At 70.7% G+C, this 14,121-nt stretch carries 15 protein-coding genes and 1 riboswitch; of the genes, 8 read left to right on the top strand and 7 right to left on the bottom strand.

Annotated elements, in window-relative coordinates:
• Positions 1-22 precede the first annotated feature (22 nt).
• A complete protein-coding gene (locus RM1_RS06880; protein ID WP_174562924.1) occupies positions 23-904 on the top strand; it encodes an HhH-GPD family protein in 882 nt (293 codons plus the stop codon).
• Positions 905-928: 24 nt separating this feature from the next.
• Here RM1_RS06880 and RM1_RS06875 read toward each other — a convergent pair whose 3' ends face one another.
• Both RM1_RS06875 and RM1_RS06870 read right to left on the bottom strand, forming a co-directional pair.
• On the bottom strand, positions 929-1,294 hold the full coding sequence (locus RM1_RS06875) for an Imm51 family immunity protein (protein WP_072750570.1): 366 nt from the start codon (positions 1,292-1,294) through the stop codon (positions 929-931).
• A gap of 140 nt (positions 1,295-1,434) precedes the next feature.
• Positions 1,435-2,325 carry an NAD(P)-dependent oxidoreductase gene (locus RM1_RS06870; protein WP_072750569.1) on the bottom strand — a complete coding sequence of 297 codons (891 nt, stop codon included), beginning with the start codon at positions 2,323-2,325 and terminating at the stop codon, positions 1,435-1,437.
• 153 nt (positions 2,326-2,478) lie between these two features.
• On the opposite strand from RM1_RS06870, the gene RM1_RS06865 reads away from it, so the two are divergent.
• Entirely contained in the window at positions 2,479-5,700 is a 3,222-nt protein-coding gene (locus RM1_RS06865; protein WP_072750616.1) for an AfsR/SARP family transcriptional regulator, read from the top strand.
• Here the strand turns inward: RM1_RS06865 and RM1_RS06860 are convergent.
• Together RM1_RS06860 and RM1_RS06855 are read right to left on the bottom strand one after the other, a co-directional pair.
• Positions 5,682-6,446, bottom strand: a complete 765-nt coding sequence (locus RM1_RS06860) for an alpha/beta fold hydrolase (protein ID WP_072750568.1) — start codon at positions 6,444-6,446, stop codon at positions 5,682-5,684. The genes RM1_RS06865 and RM1_RS06860 overlap by 19 nt on opposite strands.
• Before the next feature lie 50 nt (positions 6,447-6,496).
• Positions 6,497-7,969, bottom strand: coding sequence for an MFS transporter (locus tag RM1_RS06855; protein ID WP_072750567.1), 1,473 nt, complete (start codon positions 7,967-7,969; stop codon positions 6,497-6,499).
• 101 nt (positions 7,970-8,070) lie between these two features.
• On the opposite strand from RM1_RS06855, the gene RM1_RS06850 reads away from it, so the two are divergent.
• From RM1_RS06850 to RM1_RS06840, 3 genes are read left to right on the top strand one after another with little or no spacing between them, the layout of a single operon-like run.
• Positions 8,071-8,463, top strand: coding sequence for a MarR family winged helix-turn-helix transcriptional regulator (locus tag RM1_RS06850; RefSeq protein ID WP_072750566.1), 393 nt, complete (start codon positions 8,071-8,073; stop codon positions 8,461-8,463).
• Positions 8,464-8,488: 25 nt separating this feature from the next.
• On the top strand, positions 8,489-8,806 hold the full coding sequence (gene mhuD, locus RM1_RS06845) for a mycobilin-forming heme oxygenase MhuD (protein ID WP_072750565.1): 318 nt from the start codon (positions 8,489-8,491) through the stop codon (positions 8,804-8,806).
• A gap of 48 nt (positions 8,807-8,854) precedes the next feature.
• Positions 8,855-9,937 carry an alpha/beta hydrolase gene (locus RM1_RS06840; RefSeq protein ID WP_072750564.1) on the top strand — a complete coding sequence of 361 codons (1,083 nt, stop codon included), beginning with the start codon at positions 8,855-8,857 and terminating at the stop codon, positions 9,935-9,937.
• Here RM1_RS06840 and RM1_RS06835 read toward each other — a convergent pair.
• Complete coding sequence (locus RM1_RS06835; RefSeq protein WP_072750615.1) at positions 9,899-11,005, bottom strand: glycosyltransferase; 1,107 nt, start codon at positions 11,003-11,005, stop codon at positions 9,899-9,901. The two genes, RM1_RS06840 and RM1_RS06835, sit on opposite strands and share 39 nt — an antisense overlap.
• Positions 11,006-11,114: 109 nt before the next feature.
• Positions 11,115-11,251, top strand: a riboswitch (cobalamin riboswitch).
• 26 nt (positions 11,252-11,277) lie between these two features.
• Here RM1_RS06835 and RM1_RS06830 point away from each other — a divergent pair.
• The 3 genes from RM1_RS06830 (at position 11,278) to RM1_RS06820 (ending at position 12,893) form a co-directional block, all read left to right on the top strand.
• Positions 11,278-11,472, top strand: a complete 195-nt coding sequence (locus tag RM1_RS06830; protein WP_027500515.1) for a CbtB domain-containing protein — start codon at positions 11,278-11,280, stop codon at positions 11,470-11,472.
• The gene (locus RM1_RS06825; protein WP_072750563.1) at positions 11,463-12,281 is read left to right on the top strand and encodes a CbtA family protein; all 819 of its coding nucleotides are present in this window, start codon (positions 11,463-11,465) and stop codon (positions 12,279-12,281) included. Before RM1_RS06830 ends, RM1_RS06825 begins: the two co-directional genes overlap by 10 nt.
• 159 nt (positions 12,282-12,440) lie before the next feature.
• Positions 12,441-12,893: a hypothetical protein gene (locus tag RM1_RS06820; RefSeq protein ID WP_072750614.1), complete on the top strand. Its 453-nt coding sequence runs from the start codon at positions 12,441-12,443 to the stop codon at positions 12,891-12,893.
• Here the strand turns inward: RM1_RS06820 and RM1_RS06815 are convergent.
• Both RM1_RS06815 and RM1_RS06810 read right to left on the bottom strand, forming a co-directional pair.
• Positions 12,890-13,573: a DsbA family oxidoreductase gene (locus RM1_RS06815; RefSeq protein ID WP_083576572.1), complete on the bottom strand. Its 684-nt coding sequence runs from the start codon at positions 13,571-13,573 to the stop codon at positions 12,890-12,892. The genes RM1_RS06820 and RM1_RS06815 overlap by 4 nt on opposite strands.
• A gap of 96 nt (positions 13,574-13,669) precedes the next feature.
• On the bottom strand, positions 13,670-14,107 hold the full coding sequence (locus tag RM1_RS06810; RefSeq protein ID WP_072750561.1) for an OsmC family peroxiredoxin: 438 nt from the start codon (positions 14,105-14,107) through the stop codon (positions 13,670-13,672).
• Positions 14,108-14,121 lie beyond the last annotated feature (14 nt).

Genomic DNA, 14,121 nt, shown 5'->3' with positions numbered 1-14,121 from the left:
GAACGGGAGGTGTGAAGTTCAAGTGAACACCTCCGCACTGATCGCCTGGTACGAGCGTCAGGCCCGTGACCTGCCATGGAGGCGAGAGGGCGTCACCGCGTGGCAGATCCTGATGAGCGAGATCATGCTGCAGCAGACGCCGGTGGTCCGCGTCGCGCCGATCTGGGAACAGTGGGTGCAGCGCTGGCCGGTCCCCTCTCAGATGGCGGCGGCGAGCCAGGGCGAGGTGCTGCGCGCGTGGGGCAAGCTCGGCTACCCGCGCCGGGCCCTGCGGCTGCACGAGTGCGCGCGGGTGCTGGCCGCCGACCACGGCGACGAGGTCCCAGCCGACGTCGACGTCCTGCTCGGCCTGCCGGGGATCGGCGCGTACACCGCCCGCGCGGTGGCCTGTTTCGCCTACGGGCAGCGGGTCCCTGTGGTGGACACCAACGTCCGGCGCGTTGTCGCCAGGGCGGTGCACGGCGCCGCGGAGCCGGGCAACCCGTCCACCACCCGCGACCTCGCCGACGTCGACGCCCTGCTCCCGAGGACCAGGGCGAGGGCCGCGGTGTTCTCGGCCGCGCTGATGGAACTGGGCGCGACCGTCTGCACCGCGCGCAACGCCGACTGCGACCGCTGCCCGCTGACCGACTGCGCGTGGGTCGGCGCGGGTCGCCCCGCCCACACCGGACCCGCGCGCAAGGTGCAGAAGTTCGCGGGCACCGACCGTCAGGTCCGCGGCCGCTTGCTGGACGTGCTGCGGGAGACCCATGCACCGGTCGAACGGGCGCGGCTCGACCAGGTGTGGCTGACCGACCCCGCCCAGCGGGACAGGGCGCTGGACTCGCTGCTGGTGGACGGGCTGGTCGAGCAGACCGCGGACGGGTTGTTCGCGCTCGCGGGCGAGGGCGGCTCCGACCGCTGACGGATGTCGCTACGCCGAGGCGGCCTAGTCGTCGAGGCCGAGTTCGACGGAGCGGGCCAGCGCTGCGCCGAGCGCGTCCGCGTCCGTCACCAACGTGTGCAGGGTCCTCGCCGCCACGAGCAGCGCGTCGAGATCGTTGCCGTAGACGCTCACCATGCCGCCCTCCGGGTCGAAGCCGACCGCGTCGAGGGTGGCGGGGGCCTGGTCGGTGAGCACCGCCTGAAGGGCACCGGAGAAGTCGTATCCGGAGCCCTCGATGCCGTGCGCCTCCAACGCCGACCGGTGCTGGTGGTACTCCGGGCCGCCGGGCGAGTAGATGATGCTGGAACTGCTGTCGCCGGAGACGAAGAGGACCGGCCGGAGGGCGTCGAAATCGCTTGAGGTTGCCATGCCGCGACCGTACCCAGGCGGTGCGACAGTGCCGTGGTGTCGTGCGCCACCGTCACCTGAGGCATCAGCGAGGGCATCGTCACCCGTGTCACACGAGCTGCTGGGACATCCATCCGCAGACCCTCTGACGCCTGCGCGGATCACCGATTCGAAATCGCGGGCTTCCTGATCGTCTCGAACAGTGTGGTCCAGCTGTCGCTCCCCCGGCCGGCGGCGATGGCCCGGTCGTAGTGGGCCCTGATCGCCAGTGGGAGTTCGACGTCGATCCCGGCATCGCGGCTGGCCCCGACGATGTGATCGGCCGTGGCCCCCATCATCGTCACCTTCGCACCCTCGTCGCGGTGGTCACCCGCGTCGAAACGCTCGGCTGACTCCTCGAGCATCGACACCGCGAGGGTGAAAGTCTCCGCCGCGTAAGGAAAGAACTCGGTTGCGGTGACGCCGGCCGATCCGACCAGCGCGGCGGCGTGGGCGAAGCTCGACAACGCCGTCAGGAAGACATCGAGCTGCGCCTGGTACCAGAGTTGCGCGAGCGCAGGGTCCTCGCCGCGGTAATCGGGCCTGCCGATCGCGGCCAGGGTCTGCCGATGTGCGTCCATCGTCGCCTCGGCGCCGCTGTAGAAGACGTAGGAGCCGTCTCCCCCGACCATCGGGGCGGGCACCATCACTCCGCCGACCAGGAGATCGGCGCCCCGATCGGCGAGCCACCTGCTGGCTTCCCTTGCCGCCTCGGGGGTATCGGAGCTGAGGTTGACCACCACCCGTCCGGCCAACGCGTCCCCGACCGTGTCGAGGATGTCGTACATGGCGCGGTAGTGGGTCAGGCTCAGGATCACCAACTCGCTCGCCAGCACGGCCTCGGTGGGTGTCTCCGCTCGTTTCGCTCCTCTCGAGACCAGTCCGTCGGCTCGGCTCGCCGTCCGGTTCCACACCGTCACGGGATGCCCCCTGTCAAGGTATGCGCCGACCATGGCCTGCCCCATCGGTCCGAGTCCGATGACCGTGACCGGGGTGTGCGCGCTGTCGTTCATCGTGTGCCCTTCGTTCGTTCGGCTGTGTGCTGTTGACGGATCCGAGCCTGCGCGGCCGTCCTTGCGTATCGCTTGTGGTCGGCTGGCGCGGGCCGTCGGTACCCGGTACTCGCCCCCGCCGCCGGTGTCGGTGACCTGCACTACCGTGTCGGTATGCGGTTCGGAGTCCTTGGCCCCCTACGCGCCGAGACCGCACCCGGCCGGCCGATCGCCATCACCGAGCGCAAGGTCCGCGCGCTGCTGGCGGCCTTGCTCGTGCATCCGGGCAAGCCGGTTTCCGTGGATCGACTGGTCGAGGCACTGTGGGGCGACGAGCCGCCTCCGACCGCGCCGAGCACCCTCCAGACCAAGATCTCGTTGCTGCGCCGCGCATTCGAGCAGGCCGAGCCGGGCGGCAGGGAGCTCGTCGCGTTCCAGACATCCGGTTACCTGCTCAGGGTGGACGACGATGCGGTGGATGCGACCCGATTCGAGCGGTTGGCAGCCCGGGCGCGAACCGAACCCGACCCGGCGGCGCGGGTCGCGCTGCTCGATCAGGCCCTCGCGCTGTGGCGCGGTCCTGCCTTCGCCGAACATGCCGAGGAATCGTTCGCCCGAGCCGCCGCCACCCGGCTCGAGGAGGGGCGACTGACCACGCTGGAGGAGCAGGCGGAGGCCCGCCTCGCGACCGGCGAGGATGCGGCGCTCGTCGCCGAGCTGGCCGGCCTGGTCGACCGGCATCCCCACCGGAACAGGCTGCGCGGCGCCCACATGCGGGCGCTCTATCGCGCGGGGAGGCAGGCAGAGGCGCTCGCGAGCTACGCGTGCCTTCGCGAGATCCTGGCCGAGGATCTCGGCCTCGACCCCGATCCGGAACTCGTCGCGCTGCACGGCGCGATCCTCCGCCGGGACCCCGCGCTCGGCCCGACGAGCGCGAGCAGGCCATCGGTGCACGGCAACCTGCCGAGACCGGTCACCGAGCTCATCGGGCGAACGGAGGCGGTGGCGGGCATCCGCGCCGCACTCGATGGCTCCCGACTGGTGACGCTCACCGGCCCCGGCGGCGTCGGCAAGACCCGACTCGCCATGGAAACCGCATGGCAGCTGGAGGATTCGATCTCGGACGGCGTGTGGCTGGTGGAACTGGCCGCGCTGACACGCGAGACCGAACCGGGCACCGCGGCGATCGCCGATGCGATGCTGACGGTCCTCGCCATCCGCGAGCACACCCCGACTCGTGCCGTTACCGCACCGGAACCCACCGATCCGCTTGCGCGCCTGACCGAGGCCCTACGGACCAGGAGCATGCTACTGGTGATCGACAACTGCGAGCACCTGGCGGCCGCGGTGGGTCTGGTCGCCGGGCACCTGCTGGCCGCCGCGCCCGGCCTGCGGATCCTCGCCACCAGCCAGACGCCGCTGGCGATTCGAGGCGAAACCCTCTGGCCCGTAGAACCTTTGAGCCTTCCCGGCGACCCCGAGTCGGTGGCCGAATCGAGCGCGGTGCAGCTGTTCGTGTCCCGCGCCGCGGCATCCGCCCCCGGCTTCGAGTTGACGGCGGACAACGCCTCGACGGTGGCCGCGATCTGCACACGACTCGACGGCATCCCGCTCGCCCTCGAACTGGCCGCGCCGCGCATCCGGGTGCTCGGCGCCGTTCGCCTGCTCGAACGCCTCGAGGACCGATTCAGCCTGCTGACGACCGGCTACCTGGACGCTCCGCCGCGACAGCAGACCCTGCGCGCGATGATCGACTGGAGCAGTTCACTGCTCACCACCGCCGAGCGCACCCTGCTTCGTCGCCTCGCCGTCTACGCCGACGGCTGCACACTCGAATCCGCGGAAGCGGTGTGCTCGGGTGACGGCATCGACGCAGCCGGCGTCCTCGACCTGATCTCCGGTCTCGTCGACCGGTCGCTGGTAGTCGTGTCCGATTCTGCCGACGGACCGAGGTACCGGCTCCTGGAGTCGATTCTCGCCTACGCCGCCGAACGTCTCGGCGAGGCGAGCGAACTCGGCGCACTGCGCGAGCGGCACTGCCGGTACTACACGGCACTCGCCGAGACCGCCCGGCCGCATCTGCATCGGGGATCGCAGCGGACCTGGCTGGCACGGCTCGACGCGGAGAGCGCGAATCTCCGGGGCGCACTGTCCGTCGCCGTCCTCGACCACCCAGATCTCGGGCTGCGCTTGGTCGACGCGTTGACCTGGTACTGGGTGCTGCGCGGCCGATTCACCGAGGCCGACCGCTGGCTCGACGCGGCACGGCGGAGCACGGCTAGCCCCGAAGGCCCGATCGCGATTCGAGCGGCCCACTGGCACAGTGGCATTCGACTGCTACGTCACGCACCCGACTCATCCAATGGCCTCGACCTCTCGCCGACGCGGGGCGCAGTCGAGTTCCCTGGCCACGGCCGTGCCATCTGGTTCCTGGCGTACGCGAGGTACGGGGCGGTCGACATGGACGGCAGCAGGGAGCTGGTGGAGCGTGCACTCACCCAGCTTCAGACCGAGGACGATCCGTGGGCGGTGGCCGCCGCCCTGTGCACGCGCGCCCAGTTCCGCACCGGGCCCGACGGGCTCGCCGCGGCCGCCCGCGATGGCGAGCGGAGCATGGCGATCTTCGGTGAACTCGGCGACCGCTGGGGTCAGGCACAGGCCGCCTACCCGCTCGCCTCCCTCGCGGAAATCGCGGGCGACTACGGGCGAGCACGGGACCTACACGCCGACGGGTTCCGTGCGGCGGAGGAACTCGGCCTGTGGCGTGAGGCGACCGATCGATTGTGCGGTCTCGCCCGAATCGCGCTCCTGACCGGCGATCTCACCCGCTCTCGGGAGCTCCACGAACGGTCCCTACAGATGGCACTGGAACACGGTTACCGCAATGGAGAGGTCTCCGCCGAGATCGGGCTTGGCCTGACGGACCGCCGGGCCGGCCGACTGGAGGACGCGGAACCCCGCCTCCTGTCGATGCTCGACTGGGGCAGGCGCACCGATTTCGGGCCGATCACCACGCTCATGCTGGCCGAGCTCGGGTTCGTCGCGGAACTGCGCGGCGACGCCGACCACGCGCTTGCCCTGCACTCGGAGGGCCACGCCGAGGCCCTGCGCCTCGGCGACCCCCGCGCTGTGGCCCTGGCGATGGAGGGCCTCGCAGGGGCCCACGTGCTGGCCGGACGCCCGGCCACCGCCGCCCGGCTGCTCGGCGCCGCATCGGCCGCCCGCGCGTCGGTCGACGCACCCCTACCGTCCGGCGAGCGCGGCGACGTCGACAGGATCACGACCGATGCGACGCAGGCGCTGGGCGCCGACGACTTCGGGCGCGAGTTCGCGGCGGGCGCGGCGCAGGGCCTACCCGGACCGCCGGGGAGCCCCGATCATCGGCCGGAGGCGTGAGCGGGCAACTCACCCAGGAACGCCTCCACCGCGGCGCGATACTCGACCGGCCGGTCGTCGTGCACCAGGTGACCGGCACCCGCGACCAATTCGTACCGCGTCGCGGATTCCCTTGCCGTGTCGGCCATTGCGCGCATCTGCCCGGCCGGGGTGATGGTGAACTCGCCCTCCAGCAGCAGGGCGGGCGCCCGGACCGCCGACCACTGCGCCCAGAAGTCGCGGGTCCCCCACTCCTCGGAGATGTCCCGCCACACCGGCACCTCGCCGTGCAGATGGAAGCCGTCGGACCGCTCCTCGAAGGAGTCCATGAAGTACTGCGCCGCAACGGGTCCGAAGAACTCGATCATGTGCTCGCGGTCGCGGAACGGCTGCGGCCATGACCCGATCATCTCGGCCCAGTCGCGCGCGGTGCGCCCCTGGAAGTCGGGCGCCATGTCCTCGACGACGAGCGCGCTGACGCGATCGGGGTACGCGGCGGCGAAGCACCAGGCGTGCAGCCCGCCCATCGAGTGTCCGATCACCACCATCGGCTCGGTGATCGGCGTCAGCGCTGCGGCGAGGTCCTCGACGAACGCCGCGGTGGTCAGTTCGGCCGGCGCCGGCCTGCCGTGCCCGGCCGCGTCGAAGGTGTAGACGTGCCCGTACTCGCGGAGCCACGGCACGTGCCTGCGCCAGGTCCTGGCGCTGCCCATCAGTCCGTGGAGCAACAGAATCGGCCGACCGGTCCCACCCTCGTCATGCAGCACGGCACCGAGGTTATCCCGGTGCCGTGCTGCCTCGCGGTCGGTGTGCCCGGTCAGGCCCGGCTCGCCTCCGGCACGGCCGAATACCTGCGCCCGCGGATCAGCGGCCAGACGGTGATCGCCAGCCCGAGCAGCGCCACACCCGTGACCAGGATCAGGCCGGGGCGGAACTGATCGAAGCTCGCGGTGCCCGCTCCGGTGTGCGACCCCGCGGTGACCAGCGCCGTGGTCAGTGCGAGCACCAGCGCCGCGCCGACCTGCATCGAGGTCTGGACCAGACCCGAGGCCAGGCCCTGCTCGGAGTCGTCGACGCCCGAGGTGGCCTGGGCCATGATCGAGGTGAAGCCGAACGTGAAACCGAAGCCGAGCAGGATCACGCTGGGCAGGATGGCCACCGCGTACGTCGGCTGGTCGCTGCCGACGAACAGGAACCACAGGTAGCCAAGGCTCAGCGAGCCGAGCGCGGCGATGATCATCCGCGGCGTACCGAACCGGTCGACGAGACGTCCGACGAACGGCGAGCCGAAGGCGACGATCAGTCCGGCCGGGAGCAACGCCATCGCCATCTTCAGCGGCGACCAGCCGAGCCCGGACTGCAGGAAGATCGTCACCATAAACTGGAAGCTCAGGTAGGAACCGAAGAGCGCGATGATGCTCAGGTTGGCCCGCACGATCGCGCCCACCCTGAGGATGCTCAGCCGGACCAGCGGATGCGCAATTCGCTTCTCCACCAAGACGAACGAGGCCAGCAGTACCGCCGCGAGCGCGAAGAGCCCGAGCGTGAGCGGGTCCGCCCAGCCGCGCGCAGGCGCGGAGACCACGGTGTAGACGGCGAGCATCATGCCCGCGACCAGGGTGACCGCACCCACGATGTCGTGCCCGCCGGTGTCGGCCGGCCGGTCCCGCGGGATGAGGACGACGGCGGCGACGAGGGTCGCGACCGCGAACGGCACCGGCATCAGGAACGTCCACCGCCATCCGGCGCTGGTGAGCAGCCCGCCGAGGATCAGCCCCGACGAGTAGCCGCTGGCACCGAACACGGAGAAGATCGACAGCGCCCGGTTGCGGGCAGGCCCCTCCTTGAAGGTGGTGGTCAGGATCGACATCGCGGTCGGCGCGGTGAAGGCCGCGGCGAGGCCCTTCACGAAGCGGGTCACGATGAGCAGGGTGCCGTTGTCGACGAGCCCGCCGACCAGCGAGGCGACGGCGAAGACAGCCAGCGCCACCAGGAAGACGTTGCGCCTGCCGAGCAGGTCGGCTGTGCGCCCACCGAGCAACAGCAGGCCGCCGAAGCCGAGCACGTAGCCGTTGATGATCCACTGCAGCGAGGTGGTGTCGAGGCCGAGTTCGGTGCCGATCGAGGGCAGCGCGACGCCCACCATCGAGACGTCGAGCCCATCGAGGAACATCACGACGCACAGCACCGCGAGGATCCCCCAGAGGCGGGCCGTCCATGCCTGCCCTGCGACAGGAGTGGTCGAACCCGGCGAAGCGGTGAGGTTCGGAGTGGTTTCGGTGATAGTCACGTCGAGGACTGTATGTGCACGTGCAATCAATGCGCAAGCACTAATTTCGTTAACATTTAATTCGCTTGCATCAATCGGTGGACCGGCACTAGGATGCGGCCATGACGTCAGAAGCGGAGCTCCGCGACACCTGGCGAGCGCTGCTCGACCGGTACAACGGGATCGCGTGCGACCTCGATCGACAGATGCAGAGCGCGCACGGCCTGAGCATGAGTGACTTCGAGACCCTCGACCGCCTGATGAGCGTCACCTGCAAGCACCCGCGAATGCAGGAGCTCGCCGCGGACATGTACCTGAGCCCGAGTGCCCTCTCCAGGAGCGTCGCGCGGCTGGAGAAGGCGGGGCTCGTCGCGCGGTCGCTGTGCGAGTCGGATCGTCGCGGTGTGTTCGTCGACGTCACCGACGCGGGCCGTGCGGTCCACGCCGACGCGGGCAAGATCCAATTGGCCGTCCTGACCGAGCATCTCGCGGAGCCCGACACCACCGGCGCCTGATCCCGAGCGGAGTACGCTCGCCCGCATGGCAGTCGTGAAGATCAATGCAATCGAGGTTCCCGAGGGCGCGGGCCCCGAGCTGGAGAAGCGCTTCGCGAACCGCGCGCACGCGGTCGAGAACTCCCCCGGCTTCCTCGGCTTCCAGTTGCTGCGCCCCGTCAAGGGCGACGAGCGCTACTTCGTCGTGACGCAGTGGGAATCCGAGGAGGCCTTCAAGGCCTGGGCCGACGGCCCGGCCAGGGCCGCCCACTCGGGTGAGCGCGCGAAGCCGGTGGCGACCGGCGCCTCGCTGCTCGAGTTCGAGGTCGTGCTCGACGTGACCGCCGCGGCGAAGGACTCCTGAGCCCCGAACCGCGCATGCGCCCAGGGACGAGCGGATAGGTTCGTCCGTATGGCCAGGGCGTTCGACGCCGCGAAGCGGCACGCGTTGCAGACCCTGCTGTCGATGCCAGCGGGCCTCCTCCGCCGGCTGGCAGGGCGGCCGGTGGAGATCGACGGCAACGTCCTCGACGCCGAGATGCAGCTCATGCTCGCGTTGGGGAGGCTCGAGGGCGCGGCCGCCGAGGAGCGTCCGATTCCAGGCGGCCGGCGCGCGCTGCTGTCCAGTTCCAGGGCCGTCGGCGGCAATCCGCCGATCGGTGCGGTCACCGACCGCGACATCGACGGCCCGGCAGGCCCGCTCCGCCTGCGGTTCTACACCCCTCGCGGCCTGACCACCACGTCGCCCGCGCTGGTCTACCTCCATGGCGGCGGCTGGGTCTACGGCGATCTCGACAGCCACGACGCGGTGTGCCGCTTCCTCGCCGAGCGGGCCGGGATCCGGGTCGTCGCCGTCGACTACCGGCTGGCCCCGGAGTCGCCCTTCCCCGCCGCCGTGCGCGACGTCGAGGCGGCGTACTCGTTCGTGACCGCCAACGCGGCCGGCTTGGGCATCGACCCGGACCGGGTCGCCGTCGGCGGCGACAGCGCGGGCGGCAACCTCGCCGCCGTCCTCGCCCAGCGTGCCGCGCGCGGGGAGCTGGGTGCACCCCCCGTGTTCCAGTTGCTGATCTATCCCGGGACGGATGTCGCGGTGAAGCGGCCCAGCCGGAGGACCTTCGCGACCGGATTCTTCCTGACCGAACGGTTCATGGACCTCTGCGAGGCAAGCTACGTCCCCGCGGGCGTGGACCGAACCGATCCGCTGCTGTCCCCGATCTACGGCGACCTCACCGGCCTTCCTCCCGCCTACGTCGTGACGGCGGGATTCGATCCGCTGCGCGACGAGGGAGAGGCCTACGCCGAGAAGCTGCGCGAGGCGGGGGTCGAGGTACAGCACGTGTGCGAGCGCGGGCTGATCCACTCCTTCGCGAACATGGTCGGGGTCGGCCGCTCGGGTCCCGAGGCGATGGGACGGGCCGCGGCCGCGTTGCGCCTTGCGCTGTCCGCCCCGCCGTCAGCGCCCCGCCAGGACCGACAGCATCCCGTCGACTGACGCCGACCAGCTGAACTGTTCGGCCCGCAGCCGGGCCGAATCCCGGCGCGCACCCGCGGGGAGGGCCAGGACCTCGGTGACGGCGTCCGCCAGCGCGACGCCCCTCCCGTGCGCCAGCGCCCCGCAACCCGGGGTGATGATCTCCGCGAGGGCGGACGACCGCGCCGCGACCACCGGCGTCCCCGCGGCCAGCGACTCCAGGGCCGCCAGGCAGAACGTCTCGTGCGGGCCCGGCGCAAGGGTGACATCGGCGGAGGCGAACAACGTCGCCAGCCGTCCGGAGTCGCCGATGAAGCCCGCGAAGTGCACCGGCAGCTTTCGCGCCCTGTGTCGCAAGGCTTCTCGCTTCGGCCCGTCGCCTGCGATCACCAGTCGGATGTCCTGGCCCTGCCCGACGAGGGACCGGACCGCGTCGATGCTGCGATCGACCTGCTTCTCCACCGACAGCCGACCGCAGTGCAGCAACAGCCGTTGCGACGGCAGGGCGTAGTGCTCGCGCACGCCCTCGTCCCGCCGATCCGGATGGAACAGCGCCAGGTCGACGCCCAGTGGAACGCGGAACAGGTTTCCCGCGCCGATCCGGGTGAACTCCTCGGATGCGAACGCGGTGGTGCAGACCACCGCATCGAAGTTGCGCACCATCCTGGCGTTGGCGACATCCGCCCACGATCGCGCCGTGCGCGGCGGCAGCACCTGACCGAGCAGTCGGTCGAGTCGTTCATGGGACACCACCACGCTCCGCACGTCCCGCCGACGCGCCCACTGCCCGAAGCCGCGCAGCGTCAGCCGGTCCGACACCTCCAGCGCGGCCGGGCGCAGCCCCCGCACGACATCGGCAACCCGGCGCGGGTTGACGGCGCGGTAGCCACCGGTCCCCGGGATCGGCACCGCAGCCAGGGTGATCCGCAGGACCCCGCTCGCCATCACCTCCTCGGCGTCGCGCCTGCCGGGAACGACCAGGATCACCTCGTGCCCGCGTCCGCAATAGCCTGCGCCCCAGTTGTGTAGGGCGGTGCGCAGCCCACCCGATCGGGGACCGTAGAAGTTGGCCAGCTGCACTATTCGCACCGACCCATCGATCCCGGTCGGCATGGCGAACCCGCCAACTGTCACCGACCGCCCGGTGAAGTACGCGCGAACGTCTCGCCGATCGGCCGGACGGTTGCGATTGACACCACAGTCGGGTCAATGCGAGAGTGCGCTGGTAATAGCGATGGTTGACGGGAATCCGGTGAGAGTCCGGAGCGGTCGCGCCACTGTGATCGAGGCACACCCTCGACAGCCAGATACCGGGGCCATCGCATGGGCTTTTTAAGGGACGCGGAATCCCAGGAGGAACCATGGCACTCGTACACAATCCCAGCACGGCGACCGATTCTGTCGGCATCGCGATGATCATCGCGGGCGTTGTCCTGCTCGCGATGCTGACCCTCTACCTGGTCGGCTTCGACCAGGGTGCGGTCTCGCGCACCGGTATGTACATGCACGAACTGATGCATGACGGTCGGCACCTGCTGGGCCTGCCGTGCCACTGACAGGAACCTTCAAGAACCTCCTCATCCGCGGCCTGCTGGCCGGCCTCGTCGCCGGACTGCTCGCCGGTGCCGTCGCGTTCGTGATCGGCGAGCCGCACATCAACGCGGCCATCGCGATCGAGGAGGCGGCCTCCGCACCGGCGGAGGAGCACAGCCACGACGCCGCCACGACGGACGAGCACCCGCACGACGCGGGCGGCGCGGCAGAGGAAGGCCACTCGCACGGCGACGATGCACTCGTCAGCCGCGACGGTCAGCGGTTCGGCCTGTTCCTCGCGACGACCCTCGCGGGTCTGGCCCTCGGCGCGATCTTCGCAGCTGTCGCCCACTACGCACGCCGGGTGACGGCACTGTCGGGTCCGGTGCTGGCCCTGGCGCTGGCAGGTCTGGGTTGGCTGGCGATCGAGGCGGTGCCGTTCTTCAAGTACCCGGCGAACCCGCCCGCGGTCGGTGACCCGGACACCATCAACCAGCGCACCTGGCTGTGGCTGGCGTCGGTGGTGCTCGGCTTGTTCGCGGTCGCGGTCGCGGCGTACGTCGCGCGCCTCGTCGCCGCGACCGGGTACCTGTCGGTGCAGGTCGCGGCTCCGGCGTTGGCGTTCCTGGCGATCGTCGCGATCGGCTACGTCGTGCTGCCCGGCATCAACGAGGTCGGCGACGACTTCCCCGCGACGCTGCTGTGGGAGTTCCGCATCTCGTCGCTGGCGATCCAGGCCACGCTGTGGCTGGCGCTCGGCCTCGGGTTCGCGTTCCTCACCGAGCGCGCCGCGAAGGCGAGCTCCCGGTCGGAGGCGTTGACCGCCCGCTGACGGTCACCACTCGAGCGAAGCGGTGGAGGCCGGTGCATTGCATCGGGCTCCACCGCTTCTCTCGTTGTGCCGCAGCGCCGACCGATACCGTGGGGTGAGCGAGGATTCACGCCACAGGGTGATGCCATGCGCCGCATCGGGGCGGCACGCTCGGAAACCATGACCACCACCGAGATCCGCACCCGCCCGCCACGTCAGGTGGAGCTCTCCTTCACCCTGCTCTGCGTCGCACTGCTCGCCGGCATCGTCGAGGCGATCCTCCAGGCGGCTCGCGCACTGGAGGAGGGCGCCGCGAGTCCGTCCGCGGCGGCGGCCCAGGGCGCGGTCCGGCTGGCGATCTACGGCGCGGTGTACGCGCTCGCCGTCGCGATGCGGCGCGGCTCGAACCCCGCCCGGCTGACCCTGCTGATAGGCCTCGGGACGGTGGGGATCGGGTCGCTGGTGATCGAACCGGCGGCCTGGCTGTTGTCGGCGAACGGATTCGATCTCGCGGACCTCACGGTCGCGTCGACCCTCATCGGTCTGGCGCGGACCGTCCACGTGATCGCGGTGGTCGCCGGGCTGTACCTGTTGTTGGGTGCGGACGCCCGGCGGTACTTCGCGCGCCGCTAGACGGCGCAGGAGTCGTCGGCACAGCTCCCGGCGTCGTCGCCGAGGGTGACGATCGCCCCCGACTGCGCGTAGGCCTCCTCGAGCAGCTGGGTGAACACCTCGACGGGCTGCGCACCCGAGACGCCGATCGCCCGATTGGCCGCGAAGAACGGCACGCCGGTGACGCCGAGCAGGCGCGCCTCCTCGATGTCCTCGCGCACCTGATCGGCCGCGGCGTCGGTCTCGAGTGCGGCGCGGATCGCGGTCGCGTCGAGCCCGGTCTCGGCGGCGATCGCGACCAGTTCGTCGCGGTCGTCGACCACCCGGCCATCGGTGAAGTGGGCGCGGAACAGCGCCTCCATCACGTCCTGGCCCCGGTCCCCCGCGAGGTGGACCAGCCGGTGGGCGTCGAAGGTGTTCGCGGCGATCACGGTGTCGAAGTCCATCGTCAGTCCGTCGGCCGCCGCGGTGGACGCGACGTGGGCGAACATCTGCCTGATCTGATCGGCAGGCAGGCCCTTGTGCCGAGCCAGCGCCTCGAGCTCGCTGGCCCTGGCACCGACCGGCGTCTCGGGGGCCAGCTGGTAGGAACGCCACACCACCCGCACCCGATCACGGTGCTCGAACTTCTCCAGGGCGGCCGCGAAGCGGCTCTTACCGATGTAGCACCACGGGCAGGCGATGTCCGACCAGACCTCCATCACCACGGCGGGCTCGGTGGCGGTTACGGGCTGGCTGTTCGTTTCGAGGCTCACGGATGGTTGAAACGTCCACCATCGCGCTTCTGTTCCTGGTTTCTAGGTGACCAGCGCCGCATCGAGGGTGATCGGGACCCCGGTCAGGGCCTTGCTCACCGGGCAGGTCTGCTTGGCGGCCTGCGCCGCCGCGGCGAACCCGTCCGCGTCGAGCCCGTCGACCTCGCCGTGGACGGTGAGCGCGATCCCGGTCAGCTTGAATCCCGGGTCGTCGGGGCCCAGCGTCACGTCCGCGGTGATCTCCAGGCTCTGCGGGGTGCCGCCCGCCTCCGCGATCAACGCGGAGAGCTGCATCGCGTAGCAGGACGAGTGCGCCGCGGCGATCAACTCCTCGGGGCTCGTGGTCCCGCCCGCGTCCTCGGCGGCACGCTTGGGGAACGAGACCTCGAAGGTGCCCGCACCGGAACTGCTGAGTTCGACCTGACCGGACCCGTCCTGCAGGGTGCCGTTCCAGGCGGTGCGGGAGGTGCGTGTCGGCATGGGTGTTCCTTCCG

Origin of the sequence: Rhodococcus maanshanensis NBRC 100610, assembly GCF_001894865.1 — a bacterium.
GTDB lineage: Bacteria > Actinomycetota > Actinomycetes > Mycobacteriales > Mycobacteriaceae > Rhodococcus_G > Rhodococcus_G maanshanensis.
Note: the sequence above shows the minus strand (reverse complement) of the source record. Positions and strands in the feature narration are given on the sequence as shown.